We start from the raw sequence: 15,895 nt of genomic DNA on the forward strand, positions 1-15,895 counted from the left end.
GCCGCCAGTCGGCGCGCGGCGATGACGATCGCGTGTGAAGGCCGGCGATTGTCTTGACCTCACTTCGCCCCTACATCGGGGGAATGCGAAACCGCCAGCGGACAGCCCTGCCATGAACAGCCTGATCGGCCAATTCGACATTTCCGACGACCGCGTCAAAGAGATCGTCGCCGATACCATCAAGGGCGCCGACGACGGCGAACTGTTCCTCGAATACAGCGAGAACGAAGCGCTGATGTTCGACAACGGCCGGCTGAAGACGGCGAATTTCAACACCGACCAGGGTTTCGGGCTGCGCGCCGTCGCCGGCGAGGCGAGCGGCTATGCCCATTCGAGCGACCTGTCGGAAGCCTCTCTGCTGCGCGCCGCCGATGCCGTCTCCGCGGTCAAGGGCGGCTATTCCGGAACGCTTGCCGCAGCGCCCGCGCGCACCAATCGCCACCTTTACGGCGACGAGAATCCCATCCCCTCGCCCAGTTTCGAGGCCAAGGCGAAGCTGTTGCAGGAGATCGACGCCTGGCTGCGCGCCGCCGATCCGCGCGTGCGCCAGGTGACGGCTTCGCTGGCCGCCTCGTGGCAGCATGTCGAGATCGTGCGCGGCGACGGCCAAGTGGTGCGCGATATCCGCCCGCTGGTCAGGATGAACGTCTCGGTGGTGGTCGGCGATGGCGACCGCCAGGAGAGCGGCTCCTACGGAATGGGCGGCCGCAAGAGCTTTGGCGAGTTCCTCACCGAGGAGAGTTGGAAGCACGCCGCGCGCGAGGCGCTGCGACAGGCGCTGGTCAATCTCGAAGCCGTCCCGGCGCCGGCAGGCACATTCGACATCGTGCTTTCCAGCGGCTGGCCGGGCGTGATGCTGCACGAGGCTGTCGGCCATGGCCTCGAGGGCGACTTCAACCGCAAGAAAACATCCGCCTTCGCCGGCCTGATGGGCAGCCAAGTAGCGGCAAAGGGCGTCACCGTCGTCGACGACGGCACGATCGCCGAGCGGCGCGGCTCGCTTACCGTGGACGACGAAGGCACGCCTTCGGCGCGCAATGTGCTGATCGAGGACGGCAAGCTGGTCGGCTACATGCAGGACCGCCAGAATGCGCGGCTGATGGGCATGAAGGCGACCGGCAACGGCCGGCGCGAAGGCTATGCCCACCAGCCGATGCCGCGCATGACCAACACCTACATGACCTCGGGCGATACCGCGCCGGAAGAGATCATCGCCTCGGTCAAGAACGGCATCTATGCCGTCTCCTTCGGCGGCGGCCAGGTCGACATCACCTCAGGCAAGTTCGTGTTTGGCTGCACCGAGGCCTACATGATCGAGGACGGCAAGGTGACGCAGCCGATCAAGGGCGCAATGCTGATCGGCAACGGGCCCGACGCCATGCACCGCGTCACCATGGTCGGCAACGACATGAAACTCGACAACGGCATCGGCATGTGCGGCAAGGCCGGACAGGGCGTGCCGGTCGGGGTCGGCCAGCCGCATCTGAGGATGAACCAGATGACGGTGGGCGGCACTAGGGTTTGAGCGCGCTCAATCCGGCAGATTTGAATAGCACTCCGCCGCTTGAGTATCTTACCTGTGTCTTACATGGGGTAAGCTTGCGATAGCTGGTGCCGAAAGACTCATAACCACCGTCTCGACCAAGGGACAAATGATCCTCCCCAGCGCCATCGGAAAACGGAGAGACTGGGTGCCGGCACGCGTCTGCAGGTCGAAGAACACACCAGGCGGTGTTCTTCTGAAGCCAGCGCCGGCCTTCACCCCGACGCGACCGGAAGGCGTGTTTGGCCTGCTGCCGCACCGCGGCAGCCGAAGACGCTTGAAGAGATGAACGCGAGTGTCCTTGCCGAAGCGCGGCGGCGCCATGCTCGCAATTGATACCAACCTTGTCGTCAGACACCTGACGAACGACCATCCTGAACGCTCACTTCGATCCGGCCGGAAAGCTCACACCTAGCTACCTGCCGGAGCGCGAACACAATCGTGTTAGCAGATTATTAATTGTTCAATTGCTTTGGCCGACGCTTCCGACTTAACTATCAGCAGTCTTCTCGTTGCGGTGGTGTTGGCAGTGCTGCGTTCCCCTGGCGTCCTGACCTCTTCATTCCTCCTTGGCCTTTGCTCAGTGATCGGTGTGACGTCGCTTTGCGTCGACACGGCGGCGGCGCAGTCGACATTGTTCAAACGGCCATCGAGTCCGGTCGACCTGCGCTCCGCCACAGTGGGAGGACGTACCAGCGTCCCTTATGGCTGGATCGATTTCTGCCACCGCCGGCCGAAAGAGTGCAAAGTGCCTGCCCTGCAGCCGGCGAACGTCAAGCTGACCGCGCAGAACATGCGAACCGTCAAGCGCATAAACCAGAAAGCGAACCGCGCCATCAAGCCCGTCAGCAACTATGATCACTGGGGCACGATGATGGACCACTGGGACTATCCGGTGGACGGCAAGGGCGACTGCAAGATCTACGCGCTCTACAAGCGCAAGCTTCTCATGGAAGCGGGATTTCCCCGCCAGGCGCTGCTGATGACGGTGGTGCGCGACCTGAACAACGAAGGCCACACCATCCTGACCGTGAAGACCGACAAGGGCGATCTCGTGCTCGACAATCTGGTCGACGAAGTCCGGCCCTGGAACGCGACCGGCTATTATTTCCTGAAGCGCCAGTCGCAGCAAAACCCGAATATTTGGGTATCGATCAATCAGCGCGGCGGCACGCCGAAAACCTGACGGATGCCGCCAGGCTCGCAGACCGGACGGCCTGGACAGCCGAGGCATCCCGCTTTGACGGTTGATACGCCCTACAGACCGGCGCCCCCTGCCTTGCACGTTCATGGCCGAAAAATCGGCTCGCAAAGGTAAGGCGCAGGCTCGACCGCGCCAACCTATTGGTTGCAGGCCGGCTCGCCCTGCTGTCCGCAAGAGAGCTTCTTCTTGGGCTGCGGCTTCTCCCGGGGGACACTCCGCTCTTGCATCTGCGGCCTCGGCTGCGAACGGAATTCCGGGCGAGGCTCCGATCTCTGCCGCCGCAGCACCTGCTCGTTAGGCCTTTCCTGCCTGAACTGGCGCTGCGCATTGTCGTTCGGCCTGTTGACTTTGAAGTTGCGCTGGACGGTGACATCCCGGCCGGCGGAACCTTCTTCGTTCTGCAGCCGGCGCAACGTCCTGCGCCTGTCGTTCCCGCTGGCCGAGCCCTGATTCTCGTCGGAGAACAGGGTCGGACTGTTCCTCCTGAGCCGCTTCTGCACGGCCGGTCCATTGTCGGTTGGCCCACCACTAACGCTCGGCAGTCTGCGGAACTTCTTGCTCTTGGCCGAGCCCTGGTTGTCATCGGAGAACATTTCGGGGGTGTTCTTTCTGAGCCGCTCGCGCACGCTCGGCCGGTTCTCGGCCGGCATCCGGTTGACGGTAGGCAGCTTGCGGACCTTCCTGCCCTTGTCGCTCGCGGCGGCCGAACCTTGTTCGTTCGGTTCGACCACGGACTGGCCTGCGGACAAATCCTTGCGCGTCAGCTTCCTCGGCTTGCCACCGCTCCGTTCGGATAAAGCCTTGGGATTGTTCTGCCTGAACTTCTCCCGCGCGCTCTGCCCGTTGTCGGCCGGCGTGCCGTTGACGGCGGGCAGGTTGCGGAGCTTTTTGCCCCTGTTCCGATCCGTGTCCTGCTTCCCGGTCCGGTCAGGACCGGCATTTCCGATCGCCTCTTGGTTGCCGCCCGAGACGCCTTGCCTGCCGGGTTGCCTCTTCAACTTGTTGCCGGGCAAGTTCTGGCCGTCGGGCGCCGGCTTGCCGTTGACCAGCGGCAGCCTCTTGCCATCGGCTCCAGGCAAAGCGTGATCGGTTGAGAGCTTGCCGGTTCTGGACGAGGTCTCCGGCGAGGTGTCAGGCTGCTGGCGCTGGATAACACGCTGACCAGGCTTCGGCGGCAGGGCGCCCTGTTGCTGCTGATTGGATGTGGCCTGACGGAACTTGGCCGCCCTCTTCTGCAGAAGCGGCGGCAGGGGAACCTTGGCCGCCAGCGCATCGGCGCGGCCACCAACGGCGCCTTCCATCGTTTTCCGGGCTGTACGGCGGTCAAGCTGAACACCGGCGCTCGGTTGCGCGGCCCGATCGATGGTCTCGTTTTTGATCGTCGTGTTGATGGTGTTGATGACCGTCGTGTTGTGGATGTTGTTGAAGATGATGGCGTTCGGCGGCGGCACGACGTGGCGCGGCGGGTTGATGAATACGGGGATCGGCACGAATACCGGCGTCGGCAGGATGAAGACGTCGACCGGCGGCGGAGGTGGCGGAAGCACGATGAAATCCGGCGGCGGCGGCGGCAGGAAGATCACCGTGATCGGCGGCGGCGGTTCGAAGTCGAAATCGGGATCGTCGAAATAGAGCACCGGACGGTCGATATAGATGATTTCCTCCTCCGGCGGCGGCGGCAAATCATACTCATAGACGGTGAACTCCTCCGGCGGCTCCAGGACAGCGTCGAAATGTTCGAGCCGCCGTCGTGCGTCCCAGGCATGCGGACCACGCGGATAGCGCCGCAGATAAGACCAGTAGGCTTCCGGCGTGTCCTCGAGCCAGGTCTCGCGCCAGGTGATCGCCTCGCGCCGCGCAGCGACAATGGCGCGCACGCGCTTAGCCATCGGATCGTGTGGATAGGCGACGAGGAAATCCTCGTAGCCGCGCATCGTGTCGCGGTCGAGAGCCGCGATATAAGCGTCTCGAGCGTCGAAATCCTGGATCGCCCTGGTCCGATTGGAGCGGGATTCGGCCTCCGAAACCTTGGGCGCGGGCGCGTCCGCGGCACGGTCGAAGAAGACGAAAGGCGCGGTGATCTTCGAGGCATGCCACGGAACTTCCGCGCCTTGCGTCATCTCGTTGACGCGCAGCCGCGTGCGGTCGAACACCTCGTCAAGCGACAACCCGCCCTCGCGTATCATTTCGGCGAGCGCCTGAGCATAGGCGCCGTAAGGGCCCTTGCCTTCCGGCGCGACCGTTCCCGGAGCCGCGTTGAACGCAATCAGCATGTTCGGGTCGGGATCGACAAGCGCGAGACCACCGGCCAGGGGCTGGCTCATCTTGGGCAAGGCATCAGGCCGGGCCGCGTCGAGCACGACGATGTTTACCTTCGTCGGCAATCCGGCCAACGACCGGGTGACATCGGAGAGCCGCATTGCCAGAAGCGGCACGTCGGCTGGACTGGCGATCTGGGCATCGACCGGAAGAAAGTAGTTCTCCCCCTCGAACTGCACGCCGTGGCCGGCAAGATAGACGAAGACGACCGCGTCGGGACCGGCGGCGGAAACCTTGCCGAGGAAATCGCGCAGCGCGCCGCGCAGCGAGTCCTGATCGACATCGCGCGCGCCGACGACGTCGAACCCTGCCGCCTGCAGGGTCTGCGCGATCAGGCCGGCGTCATTGGCGGCAGTCGCGAGCTCGCCGGACTGATAGGCGCCGTTGCCGATGACGAAGGCGAGACGTTTTTGCTCTTGCGCGAGCGCACCGGTCGCGGACGCGGCGCCAAAAGCGATGAGAACGATGAGGCTGAGGAATTTTAGAAGCGTCTGCATGGCAATGCGCTGTCCGTTATCCGCCATCCGCCATCCGCTTATTTCAGTAACGCCGAAAGAGCAGGAATGTTTCCCTAACAGCGCAAAACTAAGACCTGCAAGAAGGCGGCTTTAGGGCGCAAATTTCGGAAAAGAGAGGCTTCAAGTTTCTTGAGAACCGGCTCTCGCGGACTACCGGCGCCGCTTCGGCTTCTCCAGCAGCGCGACGGCCTCGACATGCGGCGACCACAGGAACTGGTCGATCGGCGTCACGCTCTTCAGTTGATAGCCGCCGTCGATGAGGATGCGCAGATCCCGCGCCAGCGTCGTCGGATTGCAGGAGACGGCCGCGACCAGCGGCACGTCTGAGCGGGCGATCTGCTTGGACTGATCCTCCGCGCCCGAGCGCGGTGGATCGAAGACCAGGCCGTCGAAGCCGTTCAACTCCTTGAAGGTCAGCGGCCTGCGGAAGAGGTCCCGACGCTCGCTGGTCACCCGCTTCAAGCCGCTGGCGAAGCGGAAGGCACGGTCGAGCGCGGCCAGCGCCGGCGCGTCTCCCTCCACGGCAAGCGCTTCCGACTTCGCCGCCAGCCTGAGCGCGAAGCTGCCGCAGCCGGCGAACAGGTCGGCGACCTTCTTGGCACGCGACAGGTGCTGGCAGACGAGACCGGCCATCGTCTGCTCGGCGGCCTCCGTCGCCTGCAAGAAGGCGCCGGGCGGCAGGACGACGGCGACCGAGCCGAACTGCACCACCGGCTTCTTCGGCTCGACGATCACCTCGCCGTCGATCGAAAGCCTCGCCAAGCCCGCGGCCATCACGAAATTGGAAGCGATGCGGCGCTGGTTTTCGCCGAGCTTGCCCGCGTCATGGACGGCGACATCGAGGCCGGACGCCGTGGCGGTGACGGTCATGTGGAAGGCTTTCGGCGTCGCGCAGACCAGTCCTGCCAGCCTTCGCAAAGGATCGAGCGCATCAACGATTGCCGGCAACGAGATCGGGCATTCCTCGATAGGGATGATCTCGGAGGAGAGCGCGCGCACGAAACCGAGCAGCATGCCGGCCTCGGTGCGCCGAGCGCTGAAAACGACGCGGCGGCGCGTGTGCGGCGCGCAAGGCACCAGCGCGTCGATCTGACCAGCGATGCCCTTGATCTTGAGCGCCTGCACCACCCGTTCGCGTTTCCACTGCCGGTAGCCGTCGGCCTCGAAATGCTGCAACGCGCAGCCGCCGCATTCGGTGAAGTGTCGGCAGGGCGGATCAACCCGGAGCGGTGAAGTCTCAACAACCGACATCAGCGTCGCGCGGTCCTTCTGGCGCGCGGCGGTGACCGTCTCGCCAGGCAGCGTGAACGGGATGAAGACCTCACCGCCATCGGCACCGGCGATGCCGTCGCCCTGCGAACCGAGCCTTGTGATGGTGAAGCGCGCGCTCATGGCGATGCCGCGTCCTTGATCGCGGCGAGAAGGAACTCGCGGTTGCCGTCGCCGCCCTCGATCGGCGATGGGTGCAGCCCAAGCACGCGCCAGCCCGGCATGCCGGCAAGCCAGTCGCGCAAACCGGCGGCGATGCGCTCGGCCTCGCTCGGGTCCTTGAGCAGTCCGCCCTTGCCGATCGCCTCGCGACCCGCCTCGAATTGCGGCTTGACGAGAAGCAGCGCCCTGGCGCCCTCGCCCGCCAAGGCCACCGCCGGTGGCAGCGCCAGCTTCAGCGAGATGAAGCTGACATCACAGACCAGGAAATCCGGAACGCGGTCGCCAAGATCGGCGGCGGTCAGGTCCCGCGCATTCAGCCCTTCAATGACCGTGACCCGCCGATCGGCGGCAATTTCCGGGTTCATCTGGCCGTGACCGACATCGATCGCCGTGACATGGGTAGCGCCACGCTCGAGCAGCACCTGGGTGAAGCCGCCGGTCGAGGCGCCGATATCGAGCGCCTCATGCCCAGAGGGATCGAGGCCGAAATGGTCGAGGCCGGCAATCAGCTTCAGCGCCGCGCGCGACACATAGGCCTGCGCCGGATCGTCGACAGCAACGACACAGTGTGGCGCGACGGGCTGGCCCGGCTTGCGGGCGACTGCGCCGTCGACAGTGACGGTGCCGCGTTCGATCGCGTCGCGGGCGCGGGAACGGCTGGCGAACAGGCCACGTGCGACGAGCAGTTCGTCGAGACGCGGACGCGCGCTGGCGGGCAAAGAGGAACTCATCGGCCTTCATTGGCGAAAGCCGGCGGCGAAGGCAATGGCAGCCCTGTTGAATATGGCGCGGGGCACGGCAGAATGCCGGTGCCTATAGTCCGCTCACCCGGGCGAGGAAGAGCCATGCTGAAGGGAACCTGCCATTGCGGCGCCGCGCACTGGACGCTGGAAGGCGATCCGGGATCGATCACCGCCTGCAACTGCACCCTTTGCCGCCGCTACGGCACGCTCTGGGCCTATGACTATGTCGACGAGCGCATCCGCATCGCAGGTCCGACGAGCTCCTACAGGAGGGTCGAGGTGGCCGAGCCCGCGCTGGAAATCCTGTTCTGTCCGAAATGCGCCTGTGTGCTCGCCTGGCGCGGGTTGCTTCCCGGCTCGAGCGGCCGCACTCGCATCGCCGTCAATGTCAGGCTGGCCCCGCCGGAGGCGGTCGCCGACCTGCCGATCGAGCATTTCGACGGCCTCGAAACGTTCGACGACCTGCCGCGCGACGGCCGCTGCGTGCGCGATATGTGGTTTTAGAAAATAGTCCGCGAGACCGGGCGCTCGACCGCCGGCATCAGGCCGTCATTGTGGGAGGCCTGCTCGCGCGGCTCAGCAGGAGCCGGCGCCGTCGGCGCGACTTCCTGCGGCACCACCAGTTGGGGAGTCTGCTTGTAGGAGAAGCCGCCGCGGATGTTGCCCATCTTCCGGCAACGATGTCCATCACCGCCTTTTCGAGGTTGCGGTCGTAACGCGTTTCGGCTGCCACCGGCGCGGCCATGGCACTCAGCAGGGCCATGCCGCAAAGGAACGATTTCATTGTTCTTATCCCCTGCCTAGGACCAGGGTTTTAGCAGGGCGCCCGTTGAAAATCGGCCAAAAGACAAGGTAACCGAACGGCCAAATGAAAACCTAAACAAACAGTTGCAGCCGCAGCCGGCAAACTCAATCGGAGAGCTGAGTTTTCGATTCAGGCGCGCTGCGCCTGCATTCCATGGCCGAGTGCGGCGAAGACCGTCTGCACGATGCCGGTCGTGTCGAGGCCCGCGTCGGCATACATCTTCTCAGGCTTGGCGTGATCGGTGAACTCGTCCGGCAAGACCAGCGGGCGCACCTTGAGACCGTTTTCCAACAGGCCTTCATGGGCAAGGAAATGCAGCACCTGGCTGGCGAAGCCGCCGACCGCGCCCTCCTCGACCGTCACGAGAACCTCATGCGAGCGCGCCAGGCGGCGGATGAGATCCTCGTCCAGCGGCTTGGCGAAGCGAGCGTCGGCAACGGTGGTCGAAAGGCCCGCGGCGCCGAGCTCCTCGGCGGCCAGCAGGCAATCCTGCAGCCGCGTGCCGAACGAGAGCAGCGCCACCTTGGTGCCTTCCTTGAGAATGCGGCCTTTGCCGATCTCGAGCACTGAGCCGCGCTCCGGCATGTCGACGCCGACGCCGTTGCCGCGCGGATAGCGGAAGGCGATCGGGCCGCCGTCGTAGTCGGCTGCCGTGCGCACCATATGGCGAAGCTCCGCCTCATCGGCGGCGGCCATGACGACGAAGCCAGGCAGCGAGGCGAGGAAGGTCGTGTCGAAGGCGCCGCAGTGCGTGGCGCCGTCGGCGCCGACGAAGCCGGCGCGGTCGATCGGGAAGCGCACCGGCAGTTTCTGGATTGCCACGTCGTGCACCACCTGATCGTAGGCGCGCTGCAGGAAGGTCGAATAGATGGCGGCGAAGGGCTTGTAGCCTTCGGTGGCGAGGCCGGCGGCGAAGGTCACCGCGTGCTGCTCGGCAATGCCGACATCGAAGGTTCGGGCCGGGAACACCTCGCCGAAGAGGTCGAGGCCGGTGCCACTCGGCATCGCGGCGGTGATCGCCACGATTCGTTCGTCCTCGCGCGCCTCCTGGATCAGGCTCTCGGCGAAGACCTTGGTGTAGCTCGGCGCGTTGGCCGGCGCTTTCGCTTGCGCGCCGGTGATGACGTCGAACTTGTTGACGCCGTGATACTTGTCGGCGGCGGCCTCCGCCGGCGCGTAGCCCTTGCCCTTCTGGGTGACGACATGGATCAGAATGGGACCGTCGCCATTATCGCGGACGTTCTTCAGCACCGGGATCAGGTGCTCCAAATTGTGTCCATCGATCGGGCCGATGTGGAAGAATCCCATCTCCTCGAACAGCGTGCCGCCGGTGACGTAACCGCGCGCATGCTCGACCGCGCGGGTGATGGCGCTGTCGGCGCGCTTGCCGAGATAGGAGGTCAGCTTCTTGCCGAAATCGCGCAGGCCGAGATAGGTCTTGCCGGAGGCAAGCCTCGCCAGATAGGCGCTCATCGCGCCGGTCGGCGGGGCGATCGACATGTCATTGTCGTTGAGGATGACGATCAGGCGGGCATTGAGCGCGCCGGCGTTGTTCATCGCCTCGTAGGCCATCCCGGCGGACATGGCGCCGTCGCCGATGACGGCGATGACATTGTTGCGGCCGCCCGCAAGGTCGCGGCCCATCGCCATGCCGAGGCCGGCCGAAATCGAAGTCGAGGAATGCGCTGCGCCGAAGGGGTCGTATTCGCTCTCTGCGCGCCGGGTGAAGCCGGAGAGACCGCCTTCCTGGCGAAGCGTGCGGATGCGGTCGCGGCGGCCGGTCAGAATCTTGTGCGGGTAGGCCTGGTGGCCAACGTCCCAGATCAGCCGGTCTTCCGGCGTGTTGAAGACATAGTGCAGCGCAACCGTAAGCTCGACGACGCCGAGACCGGCGCCAAGATGGCCGCCGGTGTGCGACACCGCATCGATCAGCTCCGCGCGCAGTTCGGTCGCCAGCTGCGGCAGCTCGCTTTCATCAAGCGTCCGCAAATCCGCGGGGATGCGGACTTTGTCGAGGAGCGGCGTGTCAGGCTTCGGGTTCACTCTGGGACGGCCTGTCAACTTAACCTTGGGTTAACCTTCAAATATGCGCTTTGCTATGCGCGAGATAGGCTGACGGCGCGCCAATGTAAATGCGTGTCAGTGACGCGCCTGGCGCAGAATGTCCATCCTGCGCTAACCTTCCGGCAGCGGAATGAATTCTTCCTCATCGCCAGGAACGATATCGAAGCGGCCCGTCTTCCATTCTTCCTTGGCCTGCTCGATGCGTTCTTTCGAGGACGAAACGAAATTCCACCAGATATAGCGCTTGGAGCCCAGCGACGCTCCGCCGAACAGCATGAAATGCGCGCCGCGCTCGGACGACACGACGATTTCCTCGCCCGGTTTGAACACCAAAAGCCGCTCGGCCGGGAAACGGTCGCCGGCAATCGAAACCTCGCCCTCCAGCGTGTAGATGGCGCGTTCCTCGGCGTCGCCGGGGATTTTGACGCTGGCGCCCGCCGCCAGCCGCAGATCGGCATAGAGCGTTTCCGAGGCGGTCGCGACGGGCGAGCGCAGCCCGGAAAATTCGCCGATGACGACGCGGCCGCTAACGCCCTCGGCATCGATTTCGGGCAGTTGGACGACCGACGTGTTCGCGAACACCGGGGCGATTTCTTCCTTGCTGTCCGGCAGCGCCAGCCAGGTTTGCAGGCCGGAAATCGACATCGGCGCGCGGCGCAATTCCTCGGGCGTGCGCTCGGAATGAACGATGCCGCGGCCGGCGGTCATCAAATTCACGTCGCCCGGCGCGATCACCATTTCGGTGCCGAGCGAGTCGCGATGCCTGATCTTGCCGTCGAACAGATAAGTGACGGTGGAAAGCCCGATATGCGGATGCGGGCGCACGTCGATCGCATGGCCGGCGCGCAGGATGGCCGGACCCATGCGGTCGAAGAAGATGAACGGACCGACCAGCCTGCGCTTCGCCGTCGGCAAGGCGCGGCGAACCTCGAAGCCGCCAATGTCCTTGGCGTTCGGAATGACCATCAACTCGATCTGGTCGCAGGCGAAGTCGTCGCCGGCCTCAGGATCGTTGCCCGGAAAGAAGCTCATGACCGGCGTCAGGCGAAGCGGAGCGCGGATCGGGCCTTCGCCTTGGCGGCCTCTTCCTCGCGGTTGCGCGGATGCTGGGTGGTTTCGAGGCTGTCAAGCAGCTCGCGCGCGGCGGCGGCGATCGCCTCGACGGCGTGGTTGAAGGCATGCTCGTTGCGCTTGGACGGCTTGGTCGCGCCGCTCAGCTTGCGAACGAACTGCAGCGCCGCGTCATGGACCTCGTCGTCGGTCGCCGGCGGATCGAAGTTGAACAGGGTCTTGATGTTTCGGCACATGCTTTAACTCCTTACCTGCTTTCTGCCCGAACCGGTCTGACATTGTGCACCGAGGTGTGTTGAGATTCAGGTCAGACCGAGCCGAAAATGGCGGGTTCCGAGAACCGGACCGGAGCGTACTTGAAGGACGTGAGCACCGGAACCGCAGAAAGCCGCGTTTGCAGGCGGCCTCACCTGAATATCAATACACCTCACTCGGCGTCGAGCGGCTCCGTTCCAACCGGCTTGCCGTCGCGCGAGAGCCTGATCTTCTCGACCTTGTCCTCGGCGGCCTTGAGCAAGCGGTCGCAATGAGCCTTCAGCGCCTCGCCGCGCTCGTAGATCTTGATCGACTGGTCGAGCGGAACGTCGCCGCGCTCCAGATCATCGACGATCTTCTCCAGCGCGTCGAGCGCCTGTTCGAAGCTCATCGCCTTGACGTCTTGGTTAGCTTCATCAGCCATCATTCATCCCTTCATCAGCCGCCCGACATGGGCGGCGACCGAAAATGCCAATCCTTGCAGATCGTAACCGCCCTCCAGCAGGCTGACGAGCCGGTTGCCGCTGTGGCGCCCGGCGCGCTCCATCAGCTGGCCGGTCGCCCAGTCGAAATCATCCTCGGTCAGGTTGATCGCGGCCAGCGGATCGCGATGGTGCGCATCGAAACCGGCGGAAATGATGATCAGATCCGGCTGGAAGGCGTCGATCGACGGCAGCACGCGCGACAGGAAGGCGTCGCGGAACGTGTCGCTGCCGGTGCTCGGCGCAAGCGGCGCGTTGACGATGTTGCCGGCGCCGGTCTCGCTCTTGGCACCGGTGCCCGGATAGAGCGGCATCTGGTGGGTCGAGCAATAGAGCACCGACGGATCGTCCCAGAAAATGTCCTGCGTGCCGTTGCCGTGATGCACATCCCAATCGACGATGGCGACGCGCTCGGCCTGGTGCTTCTCCTGCGCATAACGGGCGGCGATCGCCGCGGTGTTGAACAGGCAAAAGCCCATCGCGGTCGCTTTTTCGGCGTGATGGCCGGGCGGACGCGCGGCAACGAAGACATTGGCGGCGCGGCCCTCGAACACATCGTCGACTGCGGCGTTGGCCGCGCCGATCGCCGTCACCGCCGCCTGCCAGCTTTTCGGGCTGGCGCTGGTGTCGGCATCGATCGAGACGATTCCCGACTCGGGAATCGCAGCGCGGACACGGCCGACGAAATCCTCCGGATGCGCGTAAAGGATCGTCGCCTGGTCGCCTTCCGGCGCCTCGACGCGGTCGAGGGCCGAAAAAGCCTCATCGTCGAGCACGCGCTCGATGGCGCGCAAACGGTCGGGCCGCTCGGGGTGGCCGGGCGGCGTGAGGTGTTCCAGGAATACCGGATGAGTGTAGAGACGAGTGGTCATGGCGCCTAATCTAGGCACCTGTCGCACGGATAGCCATGTTTCAGCGCCGAATGATTGGGGAAATCGCGCCCAATCGTGTCGCTGGCGGCATTGGCCCGGCTTCGGCTTCGCGATAAGGTCGCGTCGCTGCCTGGTGCCCGCAACGCGGGAGAATCGGGAACACGGTTGAAATCCGTGGCGTGCCCAACGCTGTGAGGGGGACCGCGCCGGCAAACGCCACTGTCCCAGACGGGAAGGCGCCGGATGCGGGTCGATCCCGAGCCAGAAGACCGGCCCGGCAGACATGGTCATCCGCATGGTCAGGCGGAGGACTGCTTATCGCAAGGGGACAAGCGATGCAGGCACGAACAGCCGCCGCCGGCGGCGATGACTTTGACCAATTGGCGCGCGACGCTGTCTACCGGGCCATGTTCACCCGGCGCGACGTGCGCAGCCATTTCCTTGCCGACGATCTCGACGACAGCGTTTTGGCGCGGCTGCTCACCGCGGCACACCACGCGCCGTCGGTCGGCTACATGCAGCCCTGGAACTTCATCATCATCCGGGACGCCACAAGGCGGCGGCAGGTGCGCGACCTTTTCCTCGCCGCGCGCGAACAGGAACTGCCGGCGATCGAGGTGGAGCGGCGGGCGCTCTACCGCAAGCTGAAGCTCGAGGGCATCTGCGAAAGCGCGCTCAACCTGTGCATCACCTGCGACCGCCAGCGCTCGAATAACTCGCCGCTCGGGCGCTGGCACAATCCGGAGATGGACCTCTACAGCACCGTCTGCGCGGTGCAGAATTTCTGGCTCGCGGCGCGGGCGGAAGGCGTCGGGGTCGGCTGGGTGAGCATCATCGAGCCCGAAGCGCTGAAGCGACTGCTGTCGATCCCCGAGCACGTCACGCCGATCGCCTATCTCTGCGTCGGCCGTGTCTCGGAATTCGCGCCAAGGCCCGACCTCGAAGCGCATGGCTGGGGCAAGCGCCTGCCGCTGCCCGAGCTGGTGATGAGCGAGACCTTTTGCGGCGCCGGCGAGGCGCCGCTCAAATCGGCGATCGCTCGTCTCGGAGAACGATTGAAGCCTTAGAACCGCTCGGCGTTCCATAGACCCGCACCAACCGCAACGCGCCATCGCGCTTCGCGTTTGCGCAATGGCGCATTGGCAGGCCTGACCGTCGTTGCCCGCTCTCAGAAAACCGGGGATTGTTCGCGCATCGCTTGACAACGTGACGGTTCTTCTTGGCGTGGTTGGGCCGGATCTCCGCACTCGCTTCCTCACTGCTAACCCTGTGCCAAGCGATGTCGTTCTCGGGCTTCAACGTCTGGTGAATTCACCGGCGTTCGGAATTAAATTCTGTCTTCTCATGTGAATAGGCAGATTGAGCTGGGCTTCGGCGCTTATTGTCGGGCGATAGATGAGACCCGGCGCGTTCCCATGAACTTTTTTGCAATAGATCGGTCCGCCGAACATGAGGGCGAAGCGGAATGGGAGCGCATCCGCGCAAAATACCCGCCGCAAGAACCATTCCTCAACTTGAACAACGCCGCGGTCAGTCCCCCACCGACTGTTGTCGAGGAAGCGACGGTTGACGCCTACCGCTTCATCAGTCGCAATCCCGACTACAATATGTGGAGCAAGCTCGACACAGCACTTCCTCATATCAAACGCGAGCTGGCGGAACTGATCGATTGCAGCCCCGGAGAGATCGCGCTGAACCGGAATTCGTCGGAGGGTCTTTCGACAGCGATCTTCGGAATACCGCTAACTAAGGGCGATCAAGTGCTGATCTCGCCTTGGGACTACCCCAGCGTTCGTGCGGGCTGGCTGCAGCGGCAACAGCGCGAGGGCATCGAGGTTGTAAACTGCACCTTCGACCTCATGGACAGCGACGACGACATCATCGAATCCTATGTTCAGGCGATGACCCCGCGTACCCGCGTCCTGCAGCTGACTCACATGTACCACTGGAACGGGCGTGTCCTGCCGGTGAACCGGCTCTGCGAGATCGCGCGGGAGCGCGACATCATGACTGTCGTCGACGGTGCCCAGACTTTTGCTCAGATGCCGGTCAGCTTCCGCGAACTCGATTGCGATTTTTTTGTCACCAGCCTGCACAAGTGGCTCGGTGCTCCTATCGGCAACGGGATGCTGGTCGTCAGCGAACGCCGGATCGATACCACCTGGCCATTGCTTGCACCTTTCGACCAGCCCGCGGTGCACATAGACAGATTCGACCATTGGAATCTCGGCACCTACAATTCCGCTGTCCAGGCAGGAATCGCGCCCGCAATTCAATTCCACAAGGCGATCGGCGCGGAACGGATGCATGCGCGACTGCGCGAACTCACCCGATATTGGGTAGGTCTCGTCCAGGACATTCCCGGTTTCAGGCTCCATACGCCGACCGACACGGGACAGCCTCGCTGCGATAAGTCTGTTTTCGATCGACAGCATCGACATGCAGCAACTCGAGCGCGACCTTCGCGAGAAACACCAGGTCCACGTGAAATACCGCAAGGTCGAGCACGTCGAGGGTTTGCGGGTTTCGCCACACATTTACATGCTTAAGCGCGATCTTGATGCCTTTGTCGCCGCGCTGCGAAGCGC

The 15,895-nt window shown here is 64.2% G+C and carries 14 protein-coding genes, 1 pseudogene and 1 riboswitch; of the genes and pseudogenes, 6 read left to right on the forward strand and 9 right to left on the reverse strand.

Going from position 1 to position 15,895, the window contains the following annotated elements; genetic code table 11:
* The first annotated feature begins 112 nt into the window (after nucleotides 1–112).
* The 3 genes and pseudogenes from tldD (at nucleotide 113) to P9217_RS05085 (ending at nucleotide 2,729) form a co-directional block, all read left to right on the forward strand.
* Nucleotides 113–1,525 (forward strand): metalloprotease TldD, encoded by a 1,413-nt coding sequence (tldD, locus tag P9217_RS05075; RefSeq protein ID WP_067327853.1) that lies wholly within the window; start codon nucleotides 113–115, stop codon nucleotides 1,523–1,525.
* A gap of 79 nt (nucleotides 1,526–1,604) precedes the next feature.
* A pseudogene (locus P9217_RS05080) lies at nucleotides 1,605–1,879 on the forward strand (AbrB family transcriptional regulator).
* A 247-nt stretch (nucleotides 1,880–2,126) separates the two neighbouring features.
* Entirely contained in the window at nucleotides 2,127–2,729 is a 603-nt protein-coding gene (locus P9217_RS05085) for a transglutaminase-like cysteine peptidase (protein ID WP_278086493.1), read from the forward strand.
* A 155-nt stretch (nucleotides 2,730–2,884) separates the two neighbouring features.
* Here P9217_RS05085 and P9217_RS05090 read toward each other — a convergent pair whose 3' ends face one another.
* From P9217_RS05090 to P9217_RS05100, 3 genes are all read right to left on the reverse strand, one after another.
* The gene (locus P9217_RS05090) at nucleotides 2,885–5,590 is read right to left on the reverse strand and encodes a caspase domain-containing protein (RefSeq protein WP_278086492.1); all 2,706 of its coding nucleotides are present in this window, start codon (nucleotides 5,588–5,590) and stop codon (nucleotides 2,885–2,887) included.
* Between the two features lie 144 nt (nucleotides 5,591–5,734).
* Complete coding sequence (locus tag P9217_RS05095) at nucleotides 5,735–6,976, reverse strand: class I SAM-dependent RNA methyltransferase (RefSeq protein WP_278086491.1); 1,242 nt, start codon at nucleotides 6,974–6,976, stop codon at nucleotides 5,735–5,737.
* Nucleotides 6,973–7,746 (reverse strand): TlyA family RNA methyltransferase, encoded by a 774-nt coding sequence (locus P9217_RS05100; protein ID WP_278086490.1) that lies wholly within the window; start codon nucleotides 7,744–7,746, stop codon nucleotides 6,973–6,975. Before P9217_RS05100 ends, P9217_RS05095 begins: the two co-directional genes overlap by 4 nt.
* A gap of 114 nt (nucleotides 7,747–7,860) precedes the next feature.
* Between P9217_RS05100 and P9217_RS05105 the strand changes: the two genes are divergently transcribed.
* Complete coding sequence (locus tag P9217_RS05105; protein ID WP_095823806.1) at nucleotides 7,861–8,262, forward strand: GFA family protein; 402 nt, start codon at nucleotides 7,861–7,863, stop codon at nucleotides 8,260–8,262.
* Here P9217_RS05105 and P9217_RS05110 read toward each other — a convergent pair.
* From P9217_RS05110 to P9217_RS05135, 6 genes are all read right to left on the reverse strand, one after another.
* Entirely contained in the window at nucleotides 8,259–8,426 is a 168-nt protein-coding gene (locus P9217_RS05110; protein WP_278086489.1) for a hypothetical protein, read from the reverse strand. The two genes, P9217_RS05105 and P9217_RS05110, sit on opposite strands and share 4 nt — an antisense overlap.
* Before the next feature lie 266 nt (nucleotides 8,427–8,692).
* Nucleotides 8,693–10,606, reverse strand: a complete 1,914-nt coding sequence (dxs, locus tag P9217_RS05115; RefSeq protein WP_127323898.1) for a 1-deoxy-D-xylulose-5-phosphate synthase — start codon at nucleotides 10,604–10,606, stop codon at nucleotides 8,693–8,695.
* A 132-nt stretch (nucleotides 10,607–10,738) separates the two neighbouring features.
* Nucleotides 10,739–11,659 (reverse strand): pirin family protein, encoded by a 921-nt coding sequence (locus P9217_RS05120; RefSeq protein WP_278057132.1) that lies wholly within the window; start codon nucleotides 11,657–11,659, stop codon nucleotides 10,739–10,741.
* Between the two features lie 8 nt (nucleotides 11,660–11,667).
* Nucleotides 11,668–11,934, reverse strand: coding sequence for a DUF2277 domain-containing protein (locus tag P9217_RS05125; protein WP_066998050.1), 267 nt, complete (start codon nucleotides 11,932–11,934; stop codon nucleotides 11,668–11,670).
* 191 nt (nucleotides 11,935–12,125) lie between these two features.
* Nucleotides 12,126–12,377, reverse strand: coding sequence for an exodeoxyribonuclease VII small subunit (locus P9217_RS05130; protein ID WP_095778033.1), 252 nt, complete (start codon nucleotides 12,375–12,377; stop codon nucleotides 12,126–12,128).
* A gap of 3 nt (nucleotides 12,378–12,380) precedes the next feature.
* Nucleotides 12,381–13,307, reverse strand: coding sequence for a histone deacetylase family protein (locus P9217_RS05135; protein WP_278086488.1), 927 nt, complete (start codon nucleotides 13,305–13,307; stop codon nucleotides 12,381–12,383).
* A 114-nt stretch (nucleotides 13,308–13,421) separates the two neighbouring features.
* A riboswitch (cobalamin riboswitch) is annotated at nucleotides 13,422–13,600 on the forward strand.
* 42 nt (nucleotides 13,601–13,642) lie between these two features.
* Between P9217_RS05135 and bluB the strand changes: the two genes are divergently transcribed.
* Both bluB and P9217_RS05145 read left to right on the forward strand, forming a co-directional pair.
* A complete protein-coding gene (bluB, locus tag P9217_RS05140) occupies nucleotides 13,643–14,374 on the forward strand; it encodes a 5,6-dimethylbenzimidazole synthase (protein WP_278086487.1) in 732 nt (243 codons plus the stop codon).
* Nucleotides 14,375–14,722: 348 nt separating this feature from the next.
* Nucleotides 14,723–15,856 (forward strand): aminotransferase class V-fold PLP-dependent enzyme, encoded by a 1,134-nt coding sequence (locus tag P9217_RS05145; RefSeq protein WP_245460589.1) that lies wholly within the window; start codon nucleotides 14,723–14,725, stop codon nucleotides 15,854–15,856.
* Nucleotides 15,857–15,895 lie beyond the last annotated feature (39 nt).

The sequence above is a fragment of the Mesorhizobium sp. WSM4989 genome (assembly GCF_029625795.1).
Classification (GTDB): domain Bacteria; phylum Pseudomonadota; class Alphaproteobacteria; order Rhizobiales; family Rhizobiaceae; genus Mesorhizobium.

Excerpts from the sequence above, each read along its gene's own strand:
- tldD (WP_067327853.1), top strand. The coding sequence starts at position 113 with ATGAACAGCCTGATCGGCCAATTCGACATTTCCGACGACCGCGTCAAA.
- P9217_RS05090 (WP_278086492.1), bottom strand. The coding sequence starts at position 5,590 with ATGGCGGATAACGGACAGCGCATTGCCATGCAGACGCTTCTAAAATTC.
- P9217_RS05095 (WP_278086491.1), bottom strand. The coding sequence starts at position 6,976 with ATGAGCGCGCGCTTCACCATCACAAGGCTCGGTTCGCAGGGCGACGGC.
- P9217_RS05100 (WP_278086490.1), bottom strand. The coding sequence starts at position 7,746 with ATGAGTTCCTCTTTGCCCGCCAGCGCGCGTCCGCGTCTCGACGAACTG.
- P9217_RS05105 (WP_095823806.1), top strand. The coding sequence starts at position 7,861 with ATGCTGAAGGGAACCTGCCATTGCGGCGCCGCGCACTGGACGCTGGAA.
- P9217_RS05110 (WP_278086489.1), bottom strand. The coding sequence starts at position 8,426 with ATGGGCAACATCCGCGGCGGCTTCTCCTACAAGCAGACTCCCCAACTG.
- P9217_RS05120 (WP_278057132.1), bottom strand. The coding sequence starts at position 11,659 with ATGAGCTTCTTTCCGGGCAACGATCCTGAGGCCGGCGACGACTTCGCC.
- P9217_RS05125 (WP_066998050.1), bottom strand. The coding sequence starts at position 11,934 with ATGTGCCGAAACATCAAGACCCTGTTCAACTTCGATCCGCCGGCGACC.
- P9217_RS05130 (WP_095778033.1), bottom strand. The coding sequence starts at position 12,377 with ATGGCTGATGAAGCTAACCAAGACGTCAAGGCGATGAGCTTCGAACAG.
- P9217_RS05135 (WP_278086488.1), bottom strand. The coding sequence starts at position 13,307 with ATGACCACTCGTCTCTACACTCATCCGGTATTCCTGGAACACCTCACG.
- bluB (WP_278086487.1), top strand. The coding sequence starts at position 13,643 with ATGCAGGCACGAACAGCCGCCGCCGGCGGCGATGACTTTGACCAATTG.
- P9217_RS05145 (WP_245460589.1), top strand. The coding sequence starts at position 14,723 with ATGAACTTTTTTGCAATAGATCGGTCCGCCGAACATGAGGGCGAAGCG.